This window comes from Actinomadura monticuli, from assembly GCF_041463655.1.
Taxonomy (GTDB): domain Bacteria; phylum Actinomycetota; class Actinomycetes; order Streptosporangiales; family Streptosporangiaceae; genus Spirillospora; species Spirillospora monticuli.
The window spans coordinates 113,950-131,825 of sequence record NZ_JAXCEI010000002.1; the positions used below are offsets into that span (position 1 = coordinate 113,950).

16 protein-coding genes are annotated in these 17,876 nt (G+C 73.8%); 7 read left to right on the forward strand and 9 right to left on the reverse strand.

Annotated elements, in window-relative coordinates:
* Positions 1-64: 64 nt before the first annotated feature.
* From SM611_RS04390 to SM611_RS04415, 6 genes are all read right to left on the reverse strand, one after another.
* Positions 65-1,567 (reverse strand): class I adenylate-forming enzyme family protein, encoded by a 1,503-nt coding sequence (locus SM611_RS04390; protein ID WP_371947498.1) that lies wholly within the window; start codon positions 1,565-1,567, stop codon positions 65-67.
* A gap of 26 nt (positions 1,568-1,593) precedes the next feature.
* Positions 1,594-1,899: a hypothetical protein gene (locus tag SM611_RS04395; RefSeq protein WP_371947499.1), complete on the reverse strand. Its 306-nt coding sequence runs from the start codon at positions 1,897-1,899 to the stop codon at positions 1,594-1,596.
* A 71-nt stretch (positions 1,900-1,970) separates the two neighbouring features.
* Positions 1,971-3,506: an AMP-binding protein gene (locus tag SM611_RS04400; RefSeq protein ID WP_371947500.1), complete on the reverse strand. Its 1,536-nt coding sequence runs from the start codon at positions 3,504-3,506 to the stop codon at positions 1,971-1,973.
* A 46-nt stretch (positions 3,507-3,552) separates the two neighbouring features.
* Positions 3,553-4,761, reverse strand: a complete 1,209-nt coding sequence (locus SM611_RS04405) for an acyl-CoA dehydrogenase family protein (protein ID WP_371947501.1) — start codon at positions 4,759-4,761, stop codon at positions 3,553-3,555.
* Positions 4,762-4,825: 64 nt separating this feature from the next.
* Entirely contained in the window at positions 4,826-5,911 is a 1,086-nt protein-coding gene (locus SM611_RS04410) for an acyl-CoA dehydrogenase family protein (protein WP_371947502.1), read from the reverse strand.
* Positions 5,908-7,065 carry an acyl-CoA dehydrogenase family protein gene (locus tag SM611_RS04415; RefSeq protein WP_371947503.1) on the reverse strand — a complete coding sequence of 386 codons (1,158 nt, stop codon included), beginning with the start codon at positions 7,063-7,065 and terminating at the stop codon, positions 5,908-5,910. The genes SM611_RS04410 and SM611_RS04415 overlap by 4 nt, the downstream gene beginning before the upstream one ends.
* A 146-nt stretch (positions 7,066-7,211) precedes the next feature.
* Between SM611_RS04415 and SM611_RS04420 the strand changes: the two genes are divergently transcribed.
* On the forward strand, positions 7,212-8,003 hold the full coding sequence (locus tag SM611_RS04420; protein WP_371947504.1) for a FadR/GntR family transcriptional regulator: 792 nt from the start codon (positions 7,212-7,214) through the stop codon (positions 8,001-8,003).
* A 25-nt stretch (positions 8,004-8,028) separates the two neighbouring features.
* Here the strand turns inward: SM611_RS04420 and SM611_RS04425 are convergent, their stop codons facing one another.
* Both SM611_RS04425 and SM611_RS04430 read right to left on the reverse strand, forming a co-directional pair.
* Entirely contained in the window at positions 8,029-9,105 is a 1,077-nt protein-coding gene (locus SM611_RS04425) for an acyl-CoA dehydrogenase family protein (protein WP_371947505.1), read from the reverse strand.
* Positions 9,093-10,604: an AMP-binding protein gene (locus tag SM611_RS04430; RefSeq protein ID WP_371947506.1), complete on the reverse strand. Its 1,512-nt coding sequence runs from the start codon at positions 10,602-10,604 to the stop codon at positions 9,093-9,095. The genes SM611_RS04425 and SM611_RS04430 overlap by 13 nt, the downstream gene beginning before the upstream one ends.
* 80 nt (positions 10,605-10,684) lie before the next feature.
* On the opposite strand from SM611_RS04430, the gene SM611_RS04435 reads away from it, so the two are divergent.
* Positions 10,685-11,449: a crotonase/enoyl-CoA hydratase family protein gene (locus SM611_RS04435; RefSeq protein ID WP_371947507.1), complete on the forward strand. Its 765-nt coding sequence runs from the start codon at positions 10,685-10,687 to the stop codon at positions 11,447-11,449.
* 11 nt (positions 11,450-11,460) lie between these two features.
* On the opposite strand, the gene SM611_RS04440 is transcribed toward SM611_RS04435, so the two are convergent.
* Positions 11,461-12,693, reverse strand: coding sequence for a CaiB/BaiF CoA transferase family protein (locus SM611_RS04440; protein WP_371947508.1), 1,233 nt, complete (start codon positions 12,691-12,693; stop codon positions 11,461-11,463).
* A gap of 162 nt (positions 12,694-12,855) precedes the next feature.
* On the opposite strand from SM611_RS04440, the gene SM611_RS04445 reads away from it, so the two are divergent.
* The 5 genes from SM611_RS04445 to SM611_RS04465 are packed head-to-tail and all read left to right on the forward strand — an operon-like array spanning position 12,856 to position 17,862.
* Positions 12,856-14,046: a cytochrome P450 gene (locus tag SM611_RS04445; RefSeq protein WP_371947509.1), complete on the forward strand. Its 1,191-nt coding sequence runs from the start codon at positions 12,856-12,858 to the stop codon at positions 14,044-14,046.
* A gap of 30 nt (positions 14,047-14,076) precedes the next feature.
* A complete protein-coding gene (locus SM611_RS04450) occupies positions 14,077-15,555 on the forward strand; it encodes an aldehyde dehydrogenase family protein (RefSeq protein ID WP_371947510.1) in 1,479 nt (492 codons plus the stop codon).
* A 44-nt stretch (positions 15,556-15,599) separates the two neighbouring features.
* A complete protein-coding gene (locus SM611_RS04455; RefSeq protein ID WP_371947511.1) occupies positions 15,600-16,463 on the forward strand; it encodes a mycofactocin-coupled SDR family oxidoreductase in 864 nt (287 codons plus the stop codon).
* A gap of 21 nt (positions 16,464-16,484) precedes the next feature.
* Entirely contained in the window at positions 16,485-17,630 is a 1,146-nt protein-coding gene (locus tag SM611_RS04460) for an amidohydrolase family protein (protein WP_371947512.1), read from the forward strand.
* A gap of 10 nt (positions 17,631-17,640) precedes the next feature.
* Positions 17,641-17,862: a hypothetical protein gene (locus tag SM611_RS04465; protein ID WP_371947513.1), complete on the forward strand. Its 222-nt coding sequence runs from the start codon at positions 17,641-17,643 to the stop codon at positions 17,860-17,862.
* Positions 17,863-17,876 lie beyond the last annotated feature (14 nt).

Here is a 17,876-nt window from a genome sequence, read left to right on the forward strand (position 1 = left end):
GCGGCGTGTTGTTGCTTCCGACGCGCTCATAACAACGACACGCCGCAGGTCGACGAAACGCGCGCTAGCCGCCCGGGGCGGCCAGACCGGCGACGATGTCGCGTTTGATCACCTTTCCGGTCGGGGTGCGGGGCAGCTCGGGCCAGCAGGCGATGCGCTCGGGGGTCTTCGAGGAGCGCAGCCGCTCCCGGACGTAGCCGCGCAGCTCCCCGGGGTCGAGGACGGCGCCCGGGGCGGGCACGACGACGGCCTCGACGCGCTGGCCCCACTCCTCGTCGGGGACGCCCACCACGACGGCGTCGGCCACGTCCGGGTGGCGGAGCAGGACGTCCTCGATCTCGGCGGGGGCGATGTTCTCCGCGCCCCGGATGATGGTGTCGTCGACGCGGCCCTCGACGAACAGGTAGCCCTCCGCGTCCAGGCGGCCCTGGTCGCGGGTGTCGAAGAAGCCGCGCCCGTCGACCGCGGAGCCGTGGCCCGCGTACTCCCCGGAGACCTGCTCGCCGCGCACCCAGATCCGCCCGCTCCGCCCGGCGGGCAGCACGCTCCCGTCCGCGTCGCGGATCTCCAGCTCGATCGACGGCACCGGACGGCCCGCCGATTCGAGCCTGGCCCGGACGTCCGGGTCGTCGGAGGTGAGCGCCGCCCGGTGGTCGTCCGGGCCGAGGACGGCGATGGTCGAGCTGGTCTCGGTGAGGCCGTAGGCGTTGACGAAGCCGACGTGCGGCCATTCGCGCAGCGCCCGCTCGATGATGCGGCGGGGCGTCCGTGCGCCGCCGTAGGCGAGGGCGCGCAGGGAGGGGGCCGAGCGGTCCGCGACGGGGGCGTCCATGATGCGGGCCAGCATCGTCGGGACGACCATCGCGTTGGTCACCCCTTCCGCGCGCACGAGCTCCAGCCACCCGTCCGGCGTGAACGAGTGCAGCGTCAGGCAGCGGCGCCCCGCGTACAGGTTCGTCAGCACGTTGGACACCGCGGCGATGTGGTACGGCGGGACGCTCATCAGCGCCGCCTCGTCCTCGTCCGCCGCCGCGAACTCGACCGTCTCCAGCACGTACGAGACGAGGTTGCGGTGGCGCAGCACGACCCCCTTGGGCGCCGAGGTGGTGCCGCTCGTGTAGATCAGGACGGCGGTGGCGTCGGGGTCGGCGGGTGCCTCCTCCCCGCGCCCCTGGGACGCCGCCGCGCCGGCCTCCCGGAGGAAGTCCCCGGGGGTGCGGACCGACAGGCCCGCGCTGAGAAGGGCCGCATGCTGCCCTTCTTCGGCGATGCCGTACGCCTTGGGGTGAGCGGCCAGCAGCCGGCCGAGCTGCTCCTCGCCCAGCCGGTAGTTCACCGGCACCAGCGGGACGCCGGCGAAGGCCGCGGCGAACATCGCGACCGGGAAGGCGGGGCCGTTGACGGCGAGGTAGAGGACGGCGTCCGCGCCCGACCCGCGGATCAGCGCGGCGGCGCCGGAGGCCGATGCCCGCAGCCGGGAGGCGGTCAGGCCGCCGTTCCGGGATCCCACGACGATCCGGTCGCCAAAGCCGTCCGCCGCCATGTCCAGCGGCATCGTCACGTTCATCGGGTGCTCCTGTCGCGGGGGCCGGTCTAATCGGAGGCGGGCAGCGGTTTCGCGTCCTTGATCGGCAGGGCCGCGCCGTCGACCTCGACGGTGCCCTCCCCCGGCTTGGTGCACAGCAGCTCGATCCCCAGGTCGTCGCTGGCGTAGCGCTTGCCGAGGAGGGTTCCGTCCCGCCTCGCGGGATCGGCGGTTCCGGGCGCCGCCTCCTCCTTGGCGTCGACCATCGGCGCGCCGCCGCAGCTCACCGCGACCTCGGCGGCGGGCGCGCGGACCACGATCATCCTGGTGCCGTCGACGGTGCTGGCCAGCTGCTGGCCGGGACGCAGCTTCATGAGACCCTCCTCAGACAAGGGTAACTAGGTTATCTAGTACGGGGTGATCAGCCAAGATGTCGCGGCCTCCGTCAGCGCCGCTCGCCGGCGGCGGGGGCGGTCAGGAGGCGGCGCAGCAGCTTGCCGGTCGGGGTGCGGGGCAGTTCCGCGGTGAACTCGATCTCCCGCGGGCACTTGTAGCCGGCCAGGTGCGCCCGGCAGTACGCGATCAGCTCGTCCGCCAGCCCGGGGCCCGCGGCGGCCGGGTCGGCGGGCTCGACGACGGCGCGGACCCGCTGCCCCATGTCCGGGTCGGGCGCCCCGACGACGGCGGCGTCGGCGACCGCCGGATGGACGGCCAGGACGTTCTCGATCTCCTGCGGGTAGATGTTGACGCCGCCGCTGAGGATCAGGTCGGCGCGTCGGTCCACCAGGTAGAGGCGGCCCTCGGCGTCGAGGCGGCCCAGGTCGCCGAGCGTGCTCCAGCCCCGGTCGTTGAAGGCGCCCGCGGTCTTGGCGGGGTCGTTGTGGTAGCTGAACGCGGCCGTGCCCTCGAACCAGACCGTGCCGACCTCGCCGGTGGGCAGTTCGCGGCCGTCGTCGTCCAGGATGTGGGTCGTCCCGAGGACGGGCCGCCCGACCGAGCCGGGATGCGCGAGCCAGTCCCGCGAGTCGATGAGGAAGAAGCAGTTCCCCTCGCTGCCGGAGTAGTACTCGTACACCACGGGTCCGAACCACTCGATGACGCGCCGCTTGACCTCGACCGGGCAGGGCGCGGCGGCGTGCACCACCGTCCGCAGGCTGGACAGGTCGTAGCGCGCCCGGGTCTCCTCCGGGAGCTTGAGCATCCGGACGAGCATCGTCGGCACGAACTGGACGTGCGTGACCTTGTACCGCTCGATGTGCGCCAGGGCCCGCTCGGGGTCGAAGCGGTCCATCAGGACGACCGTGCCGCCGCCGCGCATCGTGCCGAGCGTCCAGCCGGTGGGCGCGGCGTGGTAGAGCGGCGCCGGGCACAGGTAGACGGTGTCGGGGCCGAACCCGAACAGCAGGGGAAGGGTGTGGTCGAGCTTCAGCCCGGTGCCGAACGGGTCGCCGGCGAGGTCGGGCAGGATGCCCTTGGGCCGCCCGGTGGTGCCGGACGAGTAGAACATGTAGTAGCCCTCGCGCTCCTCCTCCCGCCCGCCGCCGGAAAAGCGGGCCGCCGCCTCGGCCAGGTTCTCGAAGCCCTCGGGCGGGTCGCCGGACCCGTCGATGAGCCGCGTCCGGACGTCCGGGGCGCTTTCCGCGACCTCCCAGGCCGCGCCGCCCAGCGTGCCGGACGCGATCAGCGCCCGCGCGCCGCAGTCGCGGACGATGTAGGCGGCCTCGTCGACGGTGAGGTGGTGGTTGACGGGCGTCCAGTACAGGCCCGACCGCTGGCAGGCCCAGGCGGCGGCGAAGTAGCCGGGGCCGTTGTCCATGAGCAGGGCGGCGTGGTCGCCGGGTTCCAGGCCGCGGTCGGCCAGCAGCCGGGCGAGGCGGAGCGATGCCTCGTCGAGTTCGCGGTAGGTGGTGACGGCGCCGGTGGCCGCGTCGACCACGGCGGGCTTGTCGGGATGGCGCTCGGCGAGCCGGGACAGGTGCACGGCGTCCTCCGTCCGGAAAAGGGGATGGTCAGCCTGGTCAGCCTGGTCAGCGGGGTTCGCGGGGCAGGCCGAGGGCGCGCTCGGCGATGATGTTGCGCATGATCTCCGAGCTGCCGCCGGCGATCGTGTAGGCGCGGGCGTACAGGTAGGCGTCCTGCCAGCGGCCCCCCGCGACGGCGCCGGGGTCCTCCTCGGTGAGGACGCCGAGGGCGCCGGGCAGCGACACGGCGTACTCGGCCATCCGCAGGTTCAGCTCGCTGAAGGTCAGTTTCGTGGCCGGGGCGTCGATCATCCGTTCCCGGCCCGCGCGCCACCGGGAGATGGACGTGTGGGCGAGCAGCGCGCACGCGTCGACCTCGGCGCGGAACCTGGCGAGCCGCTGGCGGACGTCGTCCAGGTCCAGGGCCGGCCGCCCGTCCACGGTGATCTCGCGGGCCAGGGCGACCAGGTCCTCCCAGGCCATCTGGAGCTGCACGACGGAGACGCCGACGCCGTTGCGCTCCTCGGCGAGCGACAGGTTGGCGATCAGCCAGCCCTGGCCCGGCGCGCCGATCAGCGCGTCGGCGGGCAGCCGGACGCCGTCGAAGAAGACCTCGTTGAAGTCGGAGGTGCCGGTCAGCTCCCGCAGCGGACGCACCTGCACGCCGGGCAGGCGCATGTCCAGCACGAACGCGCTGATGCCCTGGTGCTTGGGCACGCCGGGATCGGTGCGGGCGAGCAGGTAGCCGTACTGCGCCCAGTGCCCGTTGGTCGTCCAGACCTTCTGCCCGTCGACCACCCACTCGTCGCCGTCCCGCACCGCGGTGGTCCGCAGGGACGCCAGGTCGCTCCCCGCCTCGGGCTCGCTGAACAGCTGGCACCACAGGTCGTCGGCGGACCGGATCCGCGGCAGGTACCGCTCCTTCTGCTCGTCCGTCCCGAACCTGATCAGCGCGTTCGCGGCCAGCGAGCCGCCGCTCGCGGGCATCGGGGCGCGGGCACGGGCGATCTCCTCGCCCACCACGAACTGGCGCAGCGGGTCGTGGCCGGGCTCCCCGCCGTACTCCTCGGGCCAGTCGGCCCCCACGTACCCGGCCGCGTACAGCTCGGCCGTCCAGCGCCGCAGCTCCTTCAGCTCGGCCTCGCTCTCCGGGCTGCGCACCCCCGACCTCACCTTGTGGCCGGGGGCGCGGGCCGCGACGAACGCGCGCACCCGCTCCCGGAACTCCTCCAGCGGCGTACCGGCACCGAACTCCATGGCGTTGCTGCTCCTCATGCGAAGCTGCTCCTCACTCGGACGGGGCGGCGGGCCCGACCCGGCGGTCCCCCGGCACCGGCCGTCACCGCAGCCCGCTCACGGCCCGGTCGCGCAGCCGGTCCGGGAGCGCGATCAGCGCCTGCGCGGCCTTGGCGCGGCGCAGGTGGCGGTGCGCGGGATGCTCCCACGTGAAGCCCATCCCGCCGTGGATCTGGACGCAGCCGCCGGTCACCTCGACCGCGGCGTCCAGTGCGTGCGCGGCGGCCAGGTCGACCGCGACCGGCGTGTCGTCGGACGGCTCGTCGAGCGCCTCCGCCGCGGCGGCGACCAGGGCGCGGGCCGACTCGACCGCGATGAGCATGTCGGCGCAGCGGTGCGACACGGCCTGGAACGACCCGATGGGGCGGCCGAACTGCCGGCGGGTCCGGGCATGGCCGACCGCCATGTCCAGGGCCCGCGCCGCCGCCCCCACCACGTCGGCGGCGAGCATCACCAGCGCCGTCCGCTCGGCCGCCGCGAGGACGCGGGCCGTGGCGGCGGGGCCGGCGAGCGCCTCGCCCGGGGCGTCCCGCATCCGGACCGTGCCGAGCGGGCGGGTAGGGTCCAGCGACTCGACCGGTTCGACGGCCACCGCGTCGCGCTCCACCAGGAACAGTCCGGGCTCCTCCTCGGCCGGGACGAGCAGGACCCCGGCGGCGGGGGCGTCGGCGACGACGGGCACCTCCCCGTTCAGCGTCCAGCCGCCGGACGTGCGGACGGCGCGCACGCCGCCCGCGGCGGTCCAGCCGTCCACCGTGCGGCCGGCCGCGACCGCTCCGGTGACCTTCCCGGACGCCAGCCGCGGCAGCCAGCGCGCGACCGGCGGCAGGTCCCCGGCGGCCAGCAGCGCGGCCTGCACCGCGAACGTCGACACGCTCGGCACGAGGGCGAGCCCGCGGCCGAGCTCCTCCTGCGCGGCCGCGGCGGGCGCGAAGCCCAGCCCCTCGCCGCCGTGGCCGGCGGGCACGGCCAGCCCCGGCAGCCCCATCGCCGCGAGCTCGTCCCACAGCTCGCGGTCGGCGGGCTCGCCCGCGTCGGCGAGGGCGGCGACGCGTTCGGGCGCGCAGCGGTCGCCGACCAGCCGGCCGACGGCCTCCCGCAGGTCGTTCTCGAACTCCACGGTGCTCATGCGCGCGAACCCTCCGAGGTCTCGTGCAGGTGCGAGGGCAGGCCCAGGACCTTCTCGGCGATGGTGTTGCGCTGGATCTCCGACGTGCCGGCGCCGATGGTCGACGCGCGGCTCATGAGGTAGCCGTGGGTCCAGCGGCCCCGCTCGGGCGCGGACGGGGCGCGGGCGCCGAGCACGGCGTCCGGGCCGAGCACGCGGAGCGCCACCTCGTGCAGGTACTGGTCGAACTCGGCCTTCACCAGGCGGTTCACCGACGCGGCCGGCCCCGGGTCGCGGCCTTCGAGCACCAGGTCGAGGGCGCGGCGGCTGTTGGCGGCCAGCACCCGCACGGACGCCTCGATCCGGGCCAGCGACTGGCGCACCCCCGGGTCGGACCTCGCCCCGGTCCGCCCGGCGAGCGCGAACAGCTCGTCCACGATGCGGCGGTAGCGGAACTCGTCGGACAGGAACGCGGTGGCGCGCTCGTGGCCGAGGCTGGTGCGCGCGATCGCCCAGCCTCCGTTCTCCTCGCCGACCAGGTTCCGCACCGGCACGCGCACCCCGTCCAGGAAGACCTCGGCGAAGTGGGCGCCGCCGCTGATGTCGCGCAGCGGGCGGACGGTCACGCCGTCGGAGTCCATCGGGACGAGCAGGTAGCTGATGCCCGCGCCGCTCGGACCGGCGGGGCCGGTGCGCACCAGCGCGAACATCCAGTCGGCCTGGGCGGCCATGGTCGTCCACACCTTCTGGCCGGTGACGACGTACTCGTCGCCGTCGCGTTCGGCCCCGGTGGACAGCGCGGTGAGGTCGCTTCCCGTCCCCGGCTCGGAGAAGCCCTGGCACCACAGCTCGTCGGCGCGCAGCAGCGGGCGCAGGAAGCGCTCCTTCTGCTCGGCCGTGCCGTGCTTGATCAGGGTGGGCGCGACGATGAACGACAGCGGGCACGGGTGCTTGGGGGCGCGGGCGCGCGTCATCTCGCGGTGGTAGTCGAGCTGGTCGGCGAGCGCGAGGCCCATGCCGCCCGCCTCGGCCGGCCAGCCGGGCGCGGCGAGGCCGGCGTCCGCGAGATCCGCGTGGAACGCGCGCGCCCGCGCCAGCCGCTCGGCCGCGCCGCGCGGCGGCGGCCCCGCGTGCGCCGCCAGGAACTCCCGCAACCGGGACCGCCAGGAGGCCATTGCGCTCCTTCCCGCCTCGTCCAGACGAAGGCTACATGGTTTACTAGGTTATCTACCATAGATGATCGGGAGATAGATATCCTTGTGCACCTGGTCATCCACCACCACGCACTCACCAGCCACTCACCAGCAGGGAGCGATCACCCATGGCACTGCCGGAGTCGGGGACACGGCGCGGCCCGACCGCGGGCGCGCGGTCCGACGGCGTCCGCCCGCCCAAGACCGGCGAGCTGGTCGCGCGCCGGCTGCGGCGCCGCATCGTGGAGGGCTCCCTCGCCGACGGCGACTACCTCCCCAACGAGGCCACGCTCATGGAGCACTTCGGCGTCTCGCGTCCGACGCTGCGCGAGGCGTTCCGGGTGCTGGAGTCCGAGGGCCTGATCGAACTGCGCCGCGGCTCCCGCACCGGCGCCCGGGTGACCGTGCCCGGACCCGAGGTGGTCGCCCGGCCCGCCGGGCTCCTGCTCCAGCTGGGCGGGGCCACGCTCGGCGACGTGTACCAGGCGCGCAGCGCGATCGAACCGCCCGCGGCCCGGCTGCTCGCCCTCAGCGCCGACGAGGAGCGGTACGCCGCGCTGGAGGCGGAGGTGGAGCCCGCCCGCGCCGCGGTCGCCGACTACGAGCGGTTCGCGGTCGCCAGCGCCCACTTCCACCTGCGGCTCGTCGAACTGTCCGGCAACCTGACCCTGGCGCTGATGGCCGGGATGGTGCACGAGATCATCCTGCGCCAGACGCAGGCGTCGGTGCGGGCGAGCGAGGCGGACGGCGAGCACGACGTCTACGCCCGCGCCGTGCGCGCGTACGAGAAGCTCGTCAAGCTCGTCCGGGCCGGGGACGGGCCCGGGGCGGAACGGTTCTGGCACAAGCACCTCCAGGCGGCCGACCAGCTGGTGCTGCGCGACCGCGAGGCCACCTCCGTCATCGACATCCTCGAATGAGCCCCCCTCAGCCCACCGGCTCCCCTCAGCCCACCAGCTCCATCAGCCGCGCGTAGTGGTGCCGGGGCGTTCCGCCCAGCAGCTCGCCGGTCTTGACGCGGCGCAGGTAGAGGTGCAGGTCGTGCTCCCACGTGAAGCCCATGCCGCCGTGCAGTTGCAGCGCGGTGCCGGCCACCCGCGAGCACGCCTCGCCCGCGATCGCCGCCGCCTCGGCGATCCGCAGGCGGCGGGCGCCCGGCTCGCCGCCGTCCAGGGCGCGGGCGGCCGCGCGCACGGTGACGCGGGCGCGCTCGACGTCCACGGCCATGTCGGCGCAGTGGTGCTTGACCGCCTGGAAGCCGCCGATCACCCGGTCGAACTGCCGCCGTTCGCCGACGTACTGGAGCGTCATCGCCAGCAGCCGCCCCGCCGCGCCGACCGCGTCGGCGGCGTGGTGCAGCACCGACGCGTCGCGCAGCCGCTCGGCGGCGTCCGGTTCGACCGCCGTCCACGACCCGGCCGGGACGCGCGCGCCCTCGAACGCCACGGCGGCGAAATCCCGGGTGATGTCGAGCGACGTGCGCGCCGTGCGGGCGACTCCGGGCAGATCCGCCGGGACGAGCGCGAACACCGGCGCACCGCCGGGTCCGCCGGCGACGGCCAGGAACGCCTCGGCGCCGAGCGCGCCCACCACGACGGCCGCCCGTCCGTCCAGGACGATCCCGCCGTCCTCGTCCTCCGACGCCCGGAACGGCTCCTCCCCGGGCTCGGGCAGCACCGGCACCACCAGCGCCGACCCGGCCGCCGCCCGGTCCGCCGCGGCACCGCCGATCCCGGCGTCGTCGAGCGCCCGGCACACCGACCCGGCCTGCCCGAGCGGCAGCGGGGACGCCGCGTATCCCAGCTCCTCGACGACCAGCGCGAGGTCGGTGTGCGTGCCGCCCTCCCCGGCGCGCAGCAGCCCGACCAGCCCGAGCTCCGCGGCGGCCCGCAGGTCGCCGGCGGACCACGGCGGCGCGCCCGCCCGCTCGGCGTGCGCCGCGGCGAGGTCGGTGCGCCCGGCCAGCCAGTCGCGCACCGTCGCGGCGAGCGCCTCCTGCTCGTCGCTGATCACGAGGTCCATCCGCGCACTTCCTTCCTCAGTTCGTGCTTGCGCACCTTGCCCGCCGCGGTGCGCGGCAACGCGTCCACGACGACCAGGCGCTCCGGTGTCTTCTGCCGGGCGGCGCCCAGCGCGGCGAAGTGCTCGCGCACCTGCCCGAGGTCGAGCCCGGCGCCCTCGCGCAGGACGGCGAACGCGCAGACCCGCTCGCCGTAGCGCTCGTCCGGCTCGGCCACGGCGACCGCCTCGGCCACGGCCGGATGGACGGCCAGCAGGTCCTCCACCTCCTTGGACGAGATCTTCTCCCCGCCGCGCACGATGATGTCCTTGAGCCGGTCGGTGATGGTCAGGTGCCCGTCGGGGTCCATGCGCCCCACGTCGCCGGTGCGCAGCCAGCCGTCCGGGGTGAACGCCTCCGCGTTCAGCGCGGGGTCGCGGTAGCCGGCGAAGACCTCGGGGCCGCGCGACCAGATCTCGCCCTCCTCCCCCGCCGGCAGGTCCCCGCCCTCGGGGTCGACGATCCGCACCTCGGTGCCCTCTTTCAGGCGCCCGTCGGTGGTGGCGCGCTTGGCGGCGGGGTCGTCCGCCGCGCCGGAGCTGATCGTGGGGTGCTCGCTGGACCCGTAGGCCCGGTAGGCGGCGATCCCGGCCCGCCCGGCCCGCTCGACGAGCACCGGCGGGACGCTCGCCGCGCCCACCAGGTACTCCCGCAGGGACCCGGTTCCGCGGCCGGTCCGGTCGGCGGCGTCCAGCAGGCCCGCCAGGTGGAACGGCACGCCCGCCGAGGCGGTCACCCGGTGCTCGTGGACGAGGTCCAGCGCGGTGCCGGGATCCCATTTCTCCATGAAGACGGTCGCCACCCCGTTCACCAGGGCGCGCAGCAGGACGCACAGTCCGGCGACGTGGCCGGGCGGGAACGCGTCGAGGTAGACGTAGCCGTCCTCGTGGCCGGGCATCGTCCCCAGTTCCGCGAGGACGGACCGGTGCGTGTGCTGGACGCCCTTCGGATCCGCGGTCGTGCCCGAGGTGTAGACGAGCACGCAGATCCGGTCCGGGTCGGGCGGGGCGTGCGCCCCGAGCGGCGGGTGCGCCTCCAGCGCGTCCCAGTCCTCGCCGTCGACGTCGACGACCTGGCGCAACGCCGGCAGTTCCGCGCTCATGGCGCGCACCTCGTCCGCCCGCCCGGTGGACGTGATGAGGGCGGCGGCCTCGGACTGGCGCAGCACGAAGCCGAGCTCCCGCAGGCCGTAGATCGGGACGACCGGGAGCACGACCGCGCCCCGCAGCAGCACGGCGGCGTGGGCGATCGCGCTCTCCACGCGCCCGGTGAGCTGGAGGGCCACCACGTCGCCGGGCTCGACGCCCAGACCGGCGAGACCGGCCGCGACGCTCAGCGCCCGCCGGTGCAGCGCGCCGAGATCCGTGGTCGCGGTGCCCGGCGCACCATGGAAGACCAGCGGCATCGCGCCGAACCGCCCGGCCGTGGCGCGCAGGGCGCCGCCCAGGTCCCTTGCCTCCATGGCATCCTCCAACATAGTTTACGAAGTATTCTAAGTTCATTACTTTCATGCGCGCCATCCCACGAGGCCGAGGAGCCCCCATGCCTGACGAAGTCCTGGTCGAGCACGCCGGCGGCGTCACCGTCGTCACCATCAACCGCCCGGCGGCCCGCAACGCCGTGAACAGGGCGGTCACCGACGGCATCGCCGCCGCCCTGGAGGAGTTCGAGGCGCGCAAGGACCTGACCGTCGCGATCCTCACCGGCACCGGGGGCACCTTCTGCTCGGGCATGGACCTCAAGGCGTTCGTGGCGGGCGAGGACGTCACCCATCCCGAACGCGGCTTCGCCGGGATCACGCTGCGCCCCCCGCACAAGCCGGTGATCGCCGCGGTGGAGGGCTACGCGCTGGCCGGCGGCTGCGAGATCGCGCTGGCCTGCGACCTGATCGTGGCCGCCGAGGACGCCAGGTTCGGCATCCCCGAGGTGAAGCGCGGCCTGGTGGCCGGCGCCGGCGGGCTGATCCGGCTGCCCCGCCGCGTCCCGCACGGGGTGGCGATGCGGCTGGCGCTGACCGGCGAGACCGTCACCGCCGCGCAGGCCGAGCGGTACAGCCTGGTCACCGAGCTCACCGCGCCGGGCAAGGCGCTGGACGGCGCTCGCGCGCTGGCGGCGGCCATCGCCGCGAACGCCCCGCTCGCCGTCGCCGCCACCAAGCGGGTCCTGGACGGCCAGGCCGACTGGACCTCGGCGGAGGCGTTCGACCGGCAGGCGGAGATCCTCCGGCCGGTGATCACCTCCGCCGACGCCCGCGAGGGCGCCACCGCGTTCGCCGAGAAGCGCCCGCCGGTCTGGCGCGGGGAGTGACATCCCGCGGCTCAGGTGACGGCGCCGTCGATCTTGAGCTGGATGAGCTCGTCGTCGCTCAGGCCGAGCTCGCGCAGCACCTCATCGGTGTGCTCGGCGAACTGCGGGGCGCGGCGCAGCTCGGCCGGGGTCTCGTCGAACTGGACCGGGTTCGCGACCAGTTCGCGCTGGACGCCGTCCGCGTCCTCCAGGGGCGCGATGAGGCCGTTGGCCCGCAGCGACGGGTCCTGCCCGACCTCCCAGGGCTCCTGGACGAGCGCCCACTGCCCGTCCGTCCCCTTGAGCAGCTCGACCCACTCGGTGTGGTCGCGCGCGGCGATGATCCCGGCGACGATGTCGCTCGCCTCCGCGGCGTTCTTCATGATGTTCTCGACGCCGTCGAAGCGCTCGTCGCTGATCAGGTCCTCGCGTCCCGCGACCGTGCAGAACTCGGGCCAGTACCGGCCGGGCTGCAGCATCGCCAGCTCCAGCCAGCGCCCGTCCGCGGTGCGGTAGGGGCCGATCAGCGGGTTGGCCACCGAGCCGTGCTTGGGGTGCCCCATCTTCGGCAGCGGGCCGCCCATCGACAGGGCCATGTTGACCGAGAACTGGGTGGCCCAGGCGCCGACGCCGAGCAGCGAGACGTCCACCACGGACGGCTCGCCGGTGGTCTTGCGCGAGTACAGGGCGGCCGCGATCCCGCCCGCGATCGTCATGCCGCCGATGGAGTCGCCGTAGGCGCCCGAGGGCATGCGCATCATCGAGTCCGAGTCCGGCGGGGTGACGCCCGCCGCGCTGCCGCCCCGGGCCCAGAAGGCGGTGCTGTCGTACCCGCCCTTGTCCGCCTCGTCGCCGCGCTGGCCGAACCCGCTGCCGCGGACGTAGATGATGTCGGGGTTGATGGCGCGGATGTCCTCGACGTCGATGCCCAGCCGGGCGCGCGCGCCCGGCAGGAAGTTCGTCAGGAACACGTCGCTCTCGCGGACGAGACGCTCCAGCACCGGCCGCGCGGCCGGGTTCTCCAGGGCGATGCCGACGCTGCGCTTGCCCCGGTTCGGGCCCTCCATGATCGGGAAGAACGAGCCGCCCTTGCTCAGGGCGTCGAGCCCGAGCACCCGGATCAGCCCGCGCTGCGCGTCGCCCCGCTCGGCGTGCTCGATCTTGATGATGTCGGCTCCCCAGTCCGCCAGCACCGCGCCCGCGGCGGGCACGAAGGTGAACTGGGCGACCTCCAGGACGCGCACGCCCTCCATCGGTCGGTGCATGGGTACCGCCCTTCCCGCGACCCTATTGTGTGCACTTAGTAGATCGTTCCTCGGGAAGACAGGCAAGACCTCCGGGCTGAAATCAGCAATTGAGACTACCCAAATCGGTGCGGCGGTCATACGATCCAGGGCATCGCACCCGGACCGCACCGAGGAGCCGAGATGGCCGCGGATTCCACCCCGAAAACCTGCCCCGTCGAGGACTACACGAATTTCGACATGGCGCCGGCGATGACGTTCTTCGAGCGCATGGACGCCTTCCAGGACCGGGCCCGCCCGGTGATGCGCTCGGAGGAGGCCGGCGGCTACTGGGTCTTCACCGACTACGAGGCCATCAACGAGGGCCTCCAGCGGACCGACCTGTGGTCCAGCTCGGTCGTCACGCCGACCGACCCCAACCCCCCGTTCAAGCTGATCCCGCTGATGCTCGACCCGCCGGAGCACACCCCGTGGCGGCAGTTGCTGCGCGGCTACTTCTCCCCCGGGCGCATCAGGGGCATGGCCGACAACCAGCGGCGGCTGGCCGGCGAGATCATCGACGGCCTCGCCGGGCGGGGCGAATGCAACTTCGTGGACGACGTCGCGCGCGTCTTCCCGTCCACCGTCTTCCTGGAGATCATGGGGATGCCGGTGACGAAGCTGCCGGAGTTCCTGGAGTGGGAGGGCATGATCCTGCACTCCGGGGAGGACCGGGAGCGCGTGGCGGGCGGCGTCGGCCTGGTGATCCAGTACTTCATGGAGCTGATCGCCGAGCGCAGGGCGGACCCCGACCCCGACGCCACCGACATCGTCACCACCGCGCTGAACTGGAAGATCGACGGCGAGCCCGTCAGCGACGAGGACCTGCTGAACTGCTCGCTGCTGCTGTTCATGGCGGGCCTCGACACGGTCGCCAGCCAGTCGTCCTACGCGTTCTGGCACCTGGCCACGCATCCCGGGGACCGCGCCCGGCTCGTGGCCGACCCCGGCCACGTCCCGATCGTGGTCGAGGAGATCCTGCGCGCGTACCCGATCGTGCAGACCGCCCGCAAGGCGCTGAAGGACGAGGAGTTCCACGGCTGCCCGGTCAAGGCCGGCGACATGGCGGTCTTCCCGCTGTCGGCCGCGGGCCGGGACGAGGCCGTCCACCCCGGCGCCCGCAGCGTCGACCTGGACCGCGACTCGACCAAGAACCTGTCCTTCGGCGGCGGGCCGCACCGCTGCCTGGGCGCCCACCTCGCCCGCCAGGAGCTGGCCGTGCTGCTGACCGAATGGCACCAGCGCATCCCCGACTACGCGCTGGCGGGTGAGCCGACCGAGCACTCCGGCGGCGTGTGGGCCCTGAACGAACTGCCCCTGCGCTGGGACGTCTGAGCGCCGCCGGCGCCGAGGAGGAGGCAACCCATGAGCGAAGTTCCGGACCACCGGCTCTACGTCGACGGCCGCTGGGAGGAGAGCACCGGGGACGCGTGGATCGACGTCGTGAACCCGGCGACGGAGGAGGTGCTCGGCCGCGTCCCGGACGGGACGCGGGAGGACGTCGCGCGGGCCGTGCGGGCCGCGCGGCGCGCGTTCGACGAGGGCGCGTGGCCCTCGATGCCGGTCCGGGAGCGGGCCGCGATCATGGTCCGGATGGCCGAGATCATGGAGCGGCGCGCGGCCGAGCTCGTCGATCTCAACATCGCCGAAGCGGGCTCGGTCCGGATGCTGGCCGAGACGCTCCAGGTCGGCGTGCCCATCCAGCACTTCAGGGACATGGCCGAGCGGATCATGCCGGCGTTCGCGTGGGAGCGGCCGATGCCGCCGACCGTCGTCCCCGGGCTGGGCATCGGGCAGGGAGTCCTGCGACGCGAGCCGTTCGGGGTCGCCGCGCTCATCCCCGCGTACAACTTCCCGCTCTTCCTGAGCGTCATGAAGCTCGCGCCCGCGCTGGCCGCCGGCTGCACGACCGTGCTCAAGCCCGCGCCGGCCGCGGCGCTGGAGGTGGTGCTGCTCGGTGAGATCGCCGAGGAGGCCGGGCTGCCCGCCGGGGTGCTCAACATCGTCACCGGCGGCATCGACGCCGGGCGGGAGCTCACCACGAACCCGATGGTCGACCTGGTCAGCTTCACCGGCTCCGACTCCGTCGGCCGGCAGGTGTACGCCCAGGCCGCCGGCGGCATCAAGAAGGTCGTGCTCGAACTGGGCGGCAAGTCGGCGAGCATCGTGTGCGAGGACGCCGACCTGGACAAGGTGCTGGGCGAGATGCTCGCCGGGATCACCGTGAACACCGGTCAGGGCTGCTCGCTCTTCACCCGCACGCTGGTGCACCGCTCCCGCTGCGACGAGCTGGTCGCCAAGGCCGTCGCCGCGCTGGAGTTCGTCTCGGTGGGCGACCCGGCCGATCCCGCCACCGCCATGGGGCCGCTGATCAGCCGGGCGCAGCGCGACAAGGTCGAGAAGCTCGTCCGGACCGGCGAGGAGGAGGGCGCGCGGATCGCGTTCGGCGGGCGCCGGCCCGCACACCTGGACCGCGGCTACTTCTTCGAGCCCACGCTGTTCACCGGCGTCGACAACGCCATGACGATCGCGCGGACCGAGTTCTTCGGACCGGTCGGCAGCGTCATCGCCTTCGACGACGACGACGAGGCCGTCCGGCTCGCCAACGACAACCCCTACGGGCTGGCCGGTTCGGTGTGGGCGGCCGACCCCGTGCGGGCGTACGGGATCGCCACCCGCGTCCGGGCCGGCCTGGTCTCGGTGAACGGCGGTGGCGGCGGGGTCACCCCGCACGTCGCCTTCGGCGGCTACAAGCAGAGCGGGCTCGGCCGCGAATGGGGCGAGCACGGCCTCGACGAGTTCCTGCAGACGAAGAGCATCGCCTGGTCGGTGGGGTCCGCCTGACCGGCGGCCACCGCTCACCCCGAACGAACGAGGAGGGAACGGCTATGGGCCGTGCACAGGACAAGGTCGTGTTCATCACCGGGGCCGCGAGGGGGCAGGGCCGGGCGATCGCGCTCCGGCTCGCCGAGGAGGGCGCCGACGTCATCGGCGTGGACCTCTGCGCCGACATCGCCACCAACGGCTACGCGCTCGCCACCCCGGCCGACCTCGACGAGACCGTCCGCCAGGTGGAGAAGCTCGGCCGGCGCATGGTCGCCCGCCAGGCGGACGTGCGGGAGCCCGGCGAACTGAGGGACGCCGTCGCCGCGGGCGTCGCCGAACTCGGCCGGCTGGACGCCGTCGTCGCGCAGGCCGGCATCTGCCCGCTGGGCTCCCAGGACCCGCAGGCGTTCCTGGACGCCGTGGCGGTCGACTTCAACGGGGTCGTGCACGCCGTCCAGGCGGCGCTGCCGCACCTGGCCGACGGCGGTTCGATCGTCGCCACCGGGTCCGTCGCCGGGCTGCTGCCGGGCAGCACCGACAACCCCGCCAACGGCTTCGGGGGGCTCGGCTACGCGTTCGCCAAGCGGGGCGTCGCCTCGCTGGTGCACGACCTGGCGCTGACGCTCGCCCCGCGCAGCATCCGCGCCAACGCCGTGCACCCGACCAACACCAACACCGACATGCTCAACAGCGACCCGATGTACCGGGTCTTCCGCCCCGACCTGGAGAACCCCACCAGGGAGGACGCGCTCCTCACCTTCCCCATGATGAACGCGATGCCGGTCGGGTTCGTCGAGCCCGAGGACGTGGCCGCCACGGTCCTGTTCCTGGTCTCCGACGAGTCCCGCTTCATGACCGGCATGCAGTTGCGGGTGGACGCCGGCGCCTACGTCAAGAGCCGCCCCCAGCAGCCGCCGGCCCTGTAGCCACTCACGGAGGAGTCACCGATGCCTCTGCAGCCCTGGATGAAGCTGCTGTCCACCGACGACCACCTGATCGAGCCCCCGCACGTGTGGTCGGACCGCCTTCCGGCCAAGTACCGCGACCGCGGGCCCGTCATCATCGACATGCCCCGCGCGGGCGGCGGGCCGCCCTCGGAGGTGTGGCGGTACGAGGACCGGCTCTACCCGACCATCGGCCTCAACGCGGTGGCGGGGAAGCGGCCCGAGGAGTTCGGGATCGACCCGACCCGCTACGACGAGATGATCCCCGGTTGCTACGACCCGCGGGCGCGGCTGGCGGACATGGACATCGACGGCGTGTGGGGGGCCCTGTGCTTCCCCTCCTTCCCCCGCTTCGCCGGCACCGTGTTCCTCGAAGGGGAGGACAAGGAGCTGGCGCACCTGAGCGTCCGGGCGTGGAACGACTACGTCCTGGACGAGTGGTGCGCGACCGCCCCCGACCGCTTCATCCCGCTGATCATCCTGCCGCTGTGGGACGTCGAGCTGAGCGTCGCGGAGATCCAGCGGTGCGCGGCCAAGGGCGCCAAGGCGATCGCGTTCCCGGAGAACCCCGTCCCGCTCGGCCTGCCCTCCTTCCACACCGACCACTGGGACCCGGTGCTGTCGGCGGCCGAGGAGGCGGGGATGCCGCTGTCGATGCACTTCGGCACCTCGGGGCAGGCCCCCATCACCGCGCCCGAGGCGCCGATGGCGGTGATGATCGCGCTCTTCGGGTGCAACTCGATGTACGCCACCGCCGACCTGCTGTTCTCGCCGGTGTTCCACAAGCACCCGCGGCTGAAGGTCGGCCTGTCCGAGGGCGGCATCGGCTGGATGCCCTGGCTGCTGGAGCGGATCGACAACACCTGGGAGCGGCACCGGTTCTACCAGAACATCAACCAGGAGGTCCGGCCCTCGGAGCTGTTCGCGGAGCACATCCACGGGTGCTTCATCGACGACTCGTTCGGCATCGAGGCGCGGCACGCCATCGGGATCGACAACATCACCTGGGAGTGCGACTACCCGCACTCCGACTCCTACTGGCCGAAGAGCCGCGCCGTCGCCGCCGAGCGGCTCGCGGACGTCCCGGACGAGGAGGTCCACAAGATCGTGGAGCTGAACACCCGCCGCCTCTACGACTTCGGCGTGTGAGGACCGGCCGATGAGCGAGCGGCCGGAGTCGGAACGTTCCGACTGGACGGACCAGGACCTGCTCACCCGCCGCGAGGCGGGTGAGCGGATCCGCGCCGCGATAGCCGAGACCGAGGCCCTCCTGGAGGCGGCCGGCCCGGCGCGCCCCGGCGAGCGGGCCGAATTGGAGCGGCGCCTCGCGGCGCTGCGCGCCCATGCCTCCCGCACGTCCGCGGGCCCGCCCCGCGCCTGAGGGCGCGGGGCGGG

Excerpts from the sequence above, each read along its gene's own strand:
- SM611_RS04420 (WP_371947504.1), top strand. The coding sequence starts at position 7,212 with ATGGCACTGCCGGAGTCGGGGACACGGCGCGGCCCGACCGCGGGCGCG.
- SM611_RS04455 (WP_371947511.1), top strand. The coding sequence starts at position 15,600 with ATGGGCCGTGCACAGGACAAGGTCGTGTTCATCACCGGGGCCGCGAGG.
- SM611_RS04430 (WP_371947506.1), bottom strand. The coding sequence starts at position 10,604 with ATGGAGGCAAGGGACCTGGGCGGCGCCCTGCGCGCCACGGCCGGGCGG.
- SM611_RS04415 (WP_371947503.1), bottom strand. The coding sequence starts at position 7,065 with ATGGCCTCCTGGCGGTCCCGGTTGCGGGAGTTCCTGGCGGCGCACGCG.
- SM611_RS04445 (WP_371947509.1), top strand. The coding sequence starts at position 12,856 with ATGGCCGCGGATTCCACCCCGAAAACCTGCCCCGTCGAGGACTACACG.
- SM611_RS04405 (WP_371947501.1), bottom strand. The coding sequence starts at position 4,761 with ATGAGGAGCAGCAACGCCATGGAGTTCGGTGCCGGTACGCCGCTGGAG.
- SM611_RS04395 (WP_371947499.1), bottom strand. The coding sequence starts at position 1,899 with ATGAAGCTGCGTCCCGGCCAGCAGCTGGCCAGCACCGTCGACGGCACC.
- SM611_RS04425 (WP_371947505.1), bottom strand. The coding sequence starts at position 9,105 with ATGGACCTCGTGATCAGCGACGAGCAGGAGGCGCTCGCCGCGACGGTG.
- SM611_RS04460 (WP_371947512.1), top strand. The coding sequence starts at position 16,485 with ATGCCTCTGCAGCCCTGGATGAAGCTGCTGTCCACCGACGACCACCTG.
- SM611_RS04410 (WP_371947502.1), bottom strand. The coding sequence starts at position 5,911 with ATGAGCACCGTGGAGTTCGAGAACGACCTGCGGGAGGCCGTCGGCCGG.
- SM611_RS04440 (WP_371947508.1), bottom strand. The coding sequence starts at position 12,693 with ATGCACCGACCGATGGAGGGCGTGCGCGTCCTGGAGGTCGCCCAGTTC.
- SM611_RS04435 (WP_371947507.1), top strand. The coding sequence starts at position 10,685 with ATGCCTGACGAAGTCCTGGTCGAGCACGCCGGCGGCGTCACCGTCGTC.
- SM611_RS04450 (WP_371947510.1), top strand. The coding sequence starts at position 14,077 with ATGAGCGAAGTTCCGGACCACCGGCTCTACGTCGACGGCCGCTGGGAG.
- SM611_RS04390 (WP_371947498.1), bottom strand. The coding sequence starts at position 1,567 with ATGAACGTGACGATGCCGCTGGACATGGCGGCGGACGGCTTTGGCGAC.
- SM611_RS04465 (WP_371947513.1), top strand. The coding sequence starts at position 17,641 with ATGAGCGAGCGGCCGGAGTCGGAACGTTCCGACTGGACGGACCAGGAC.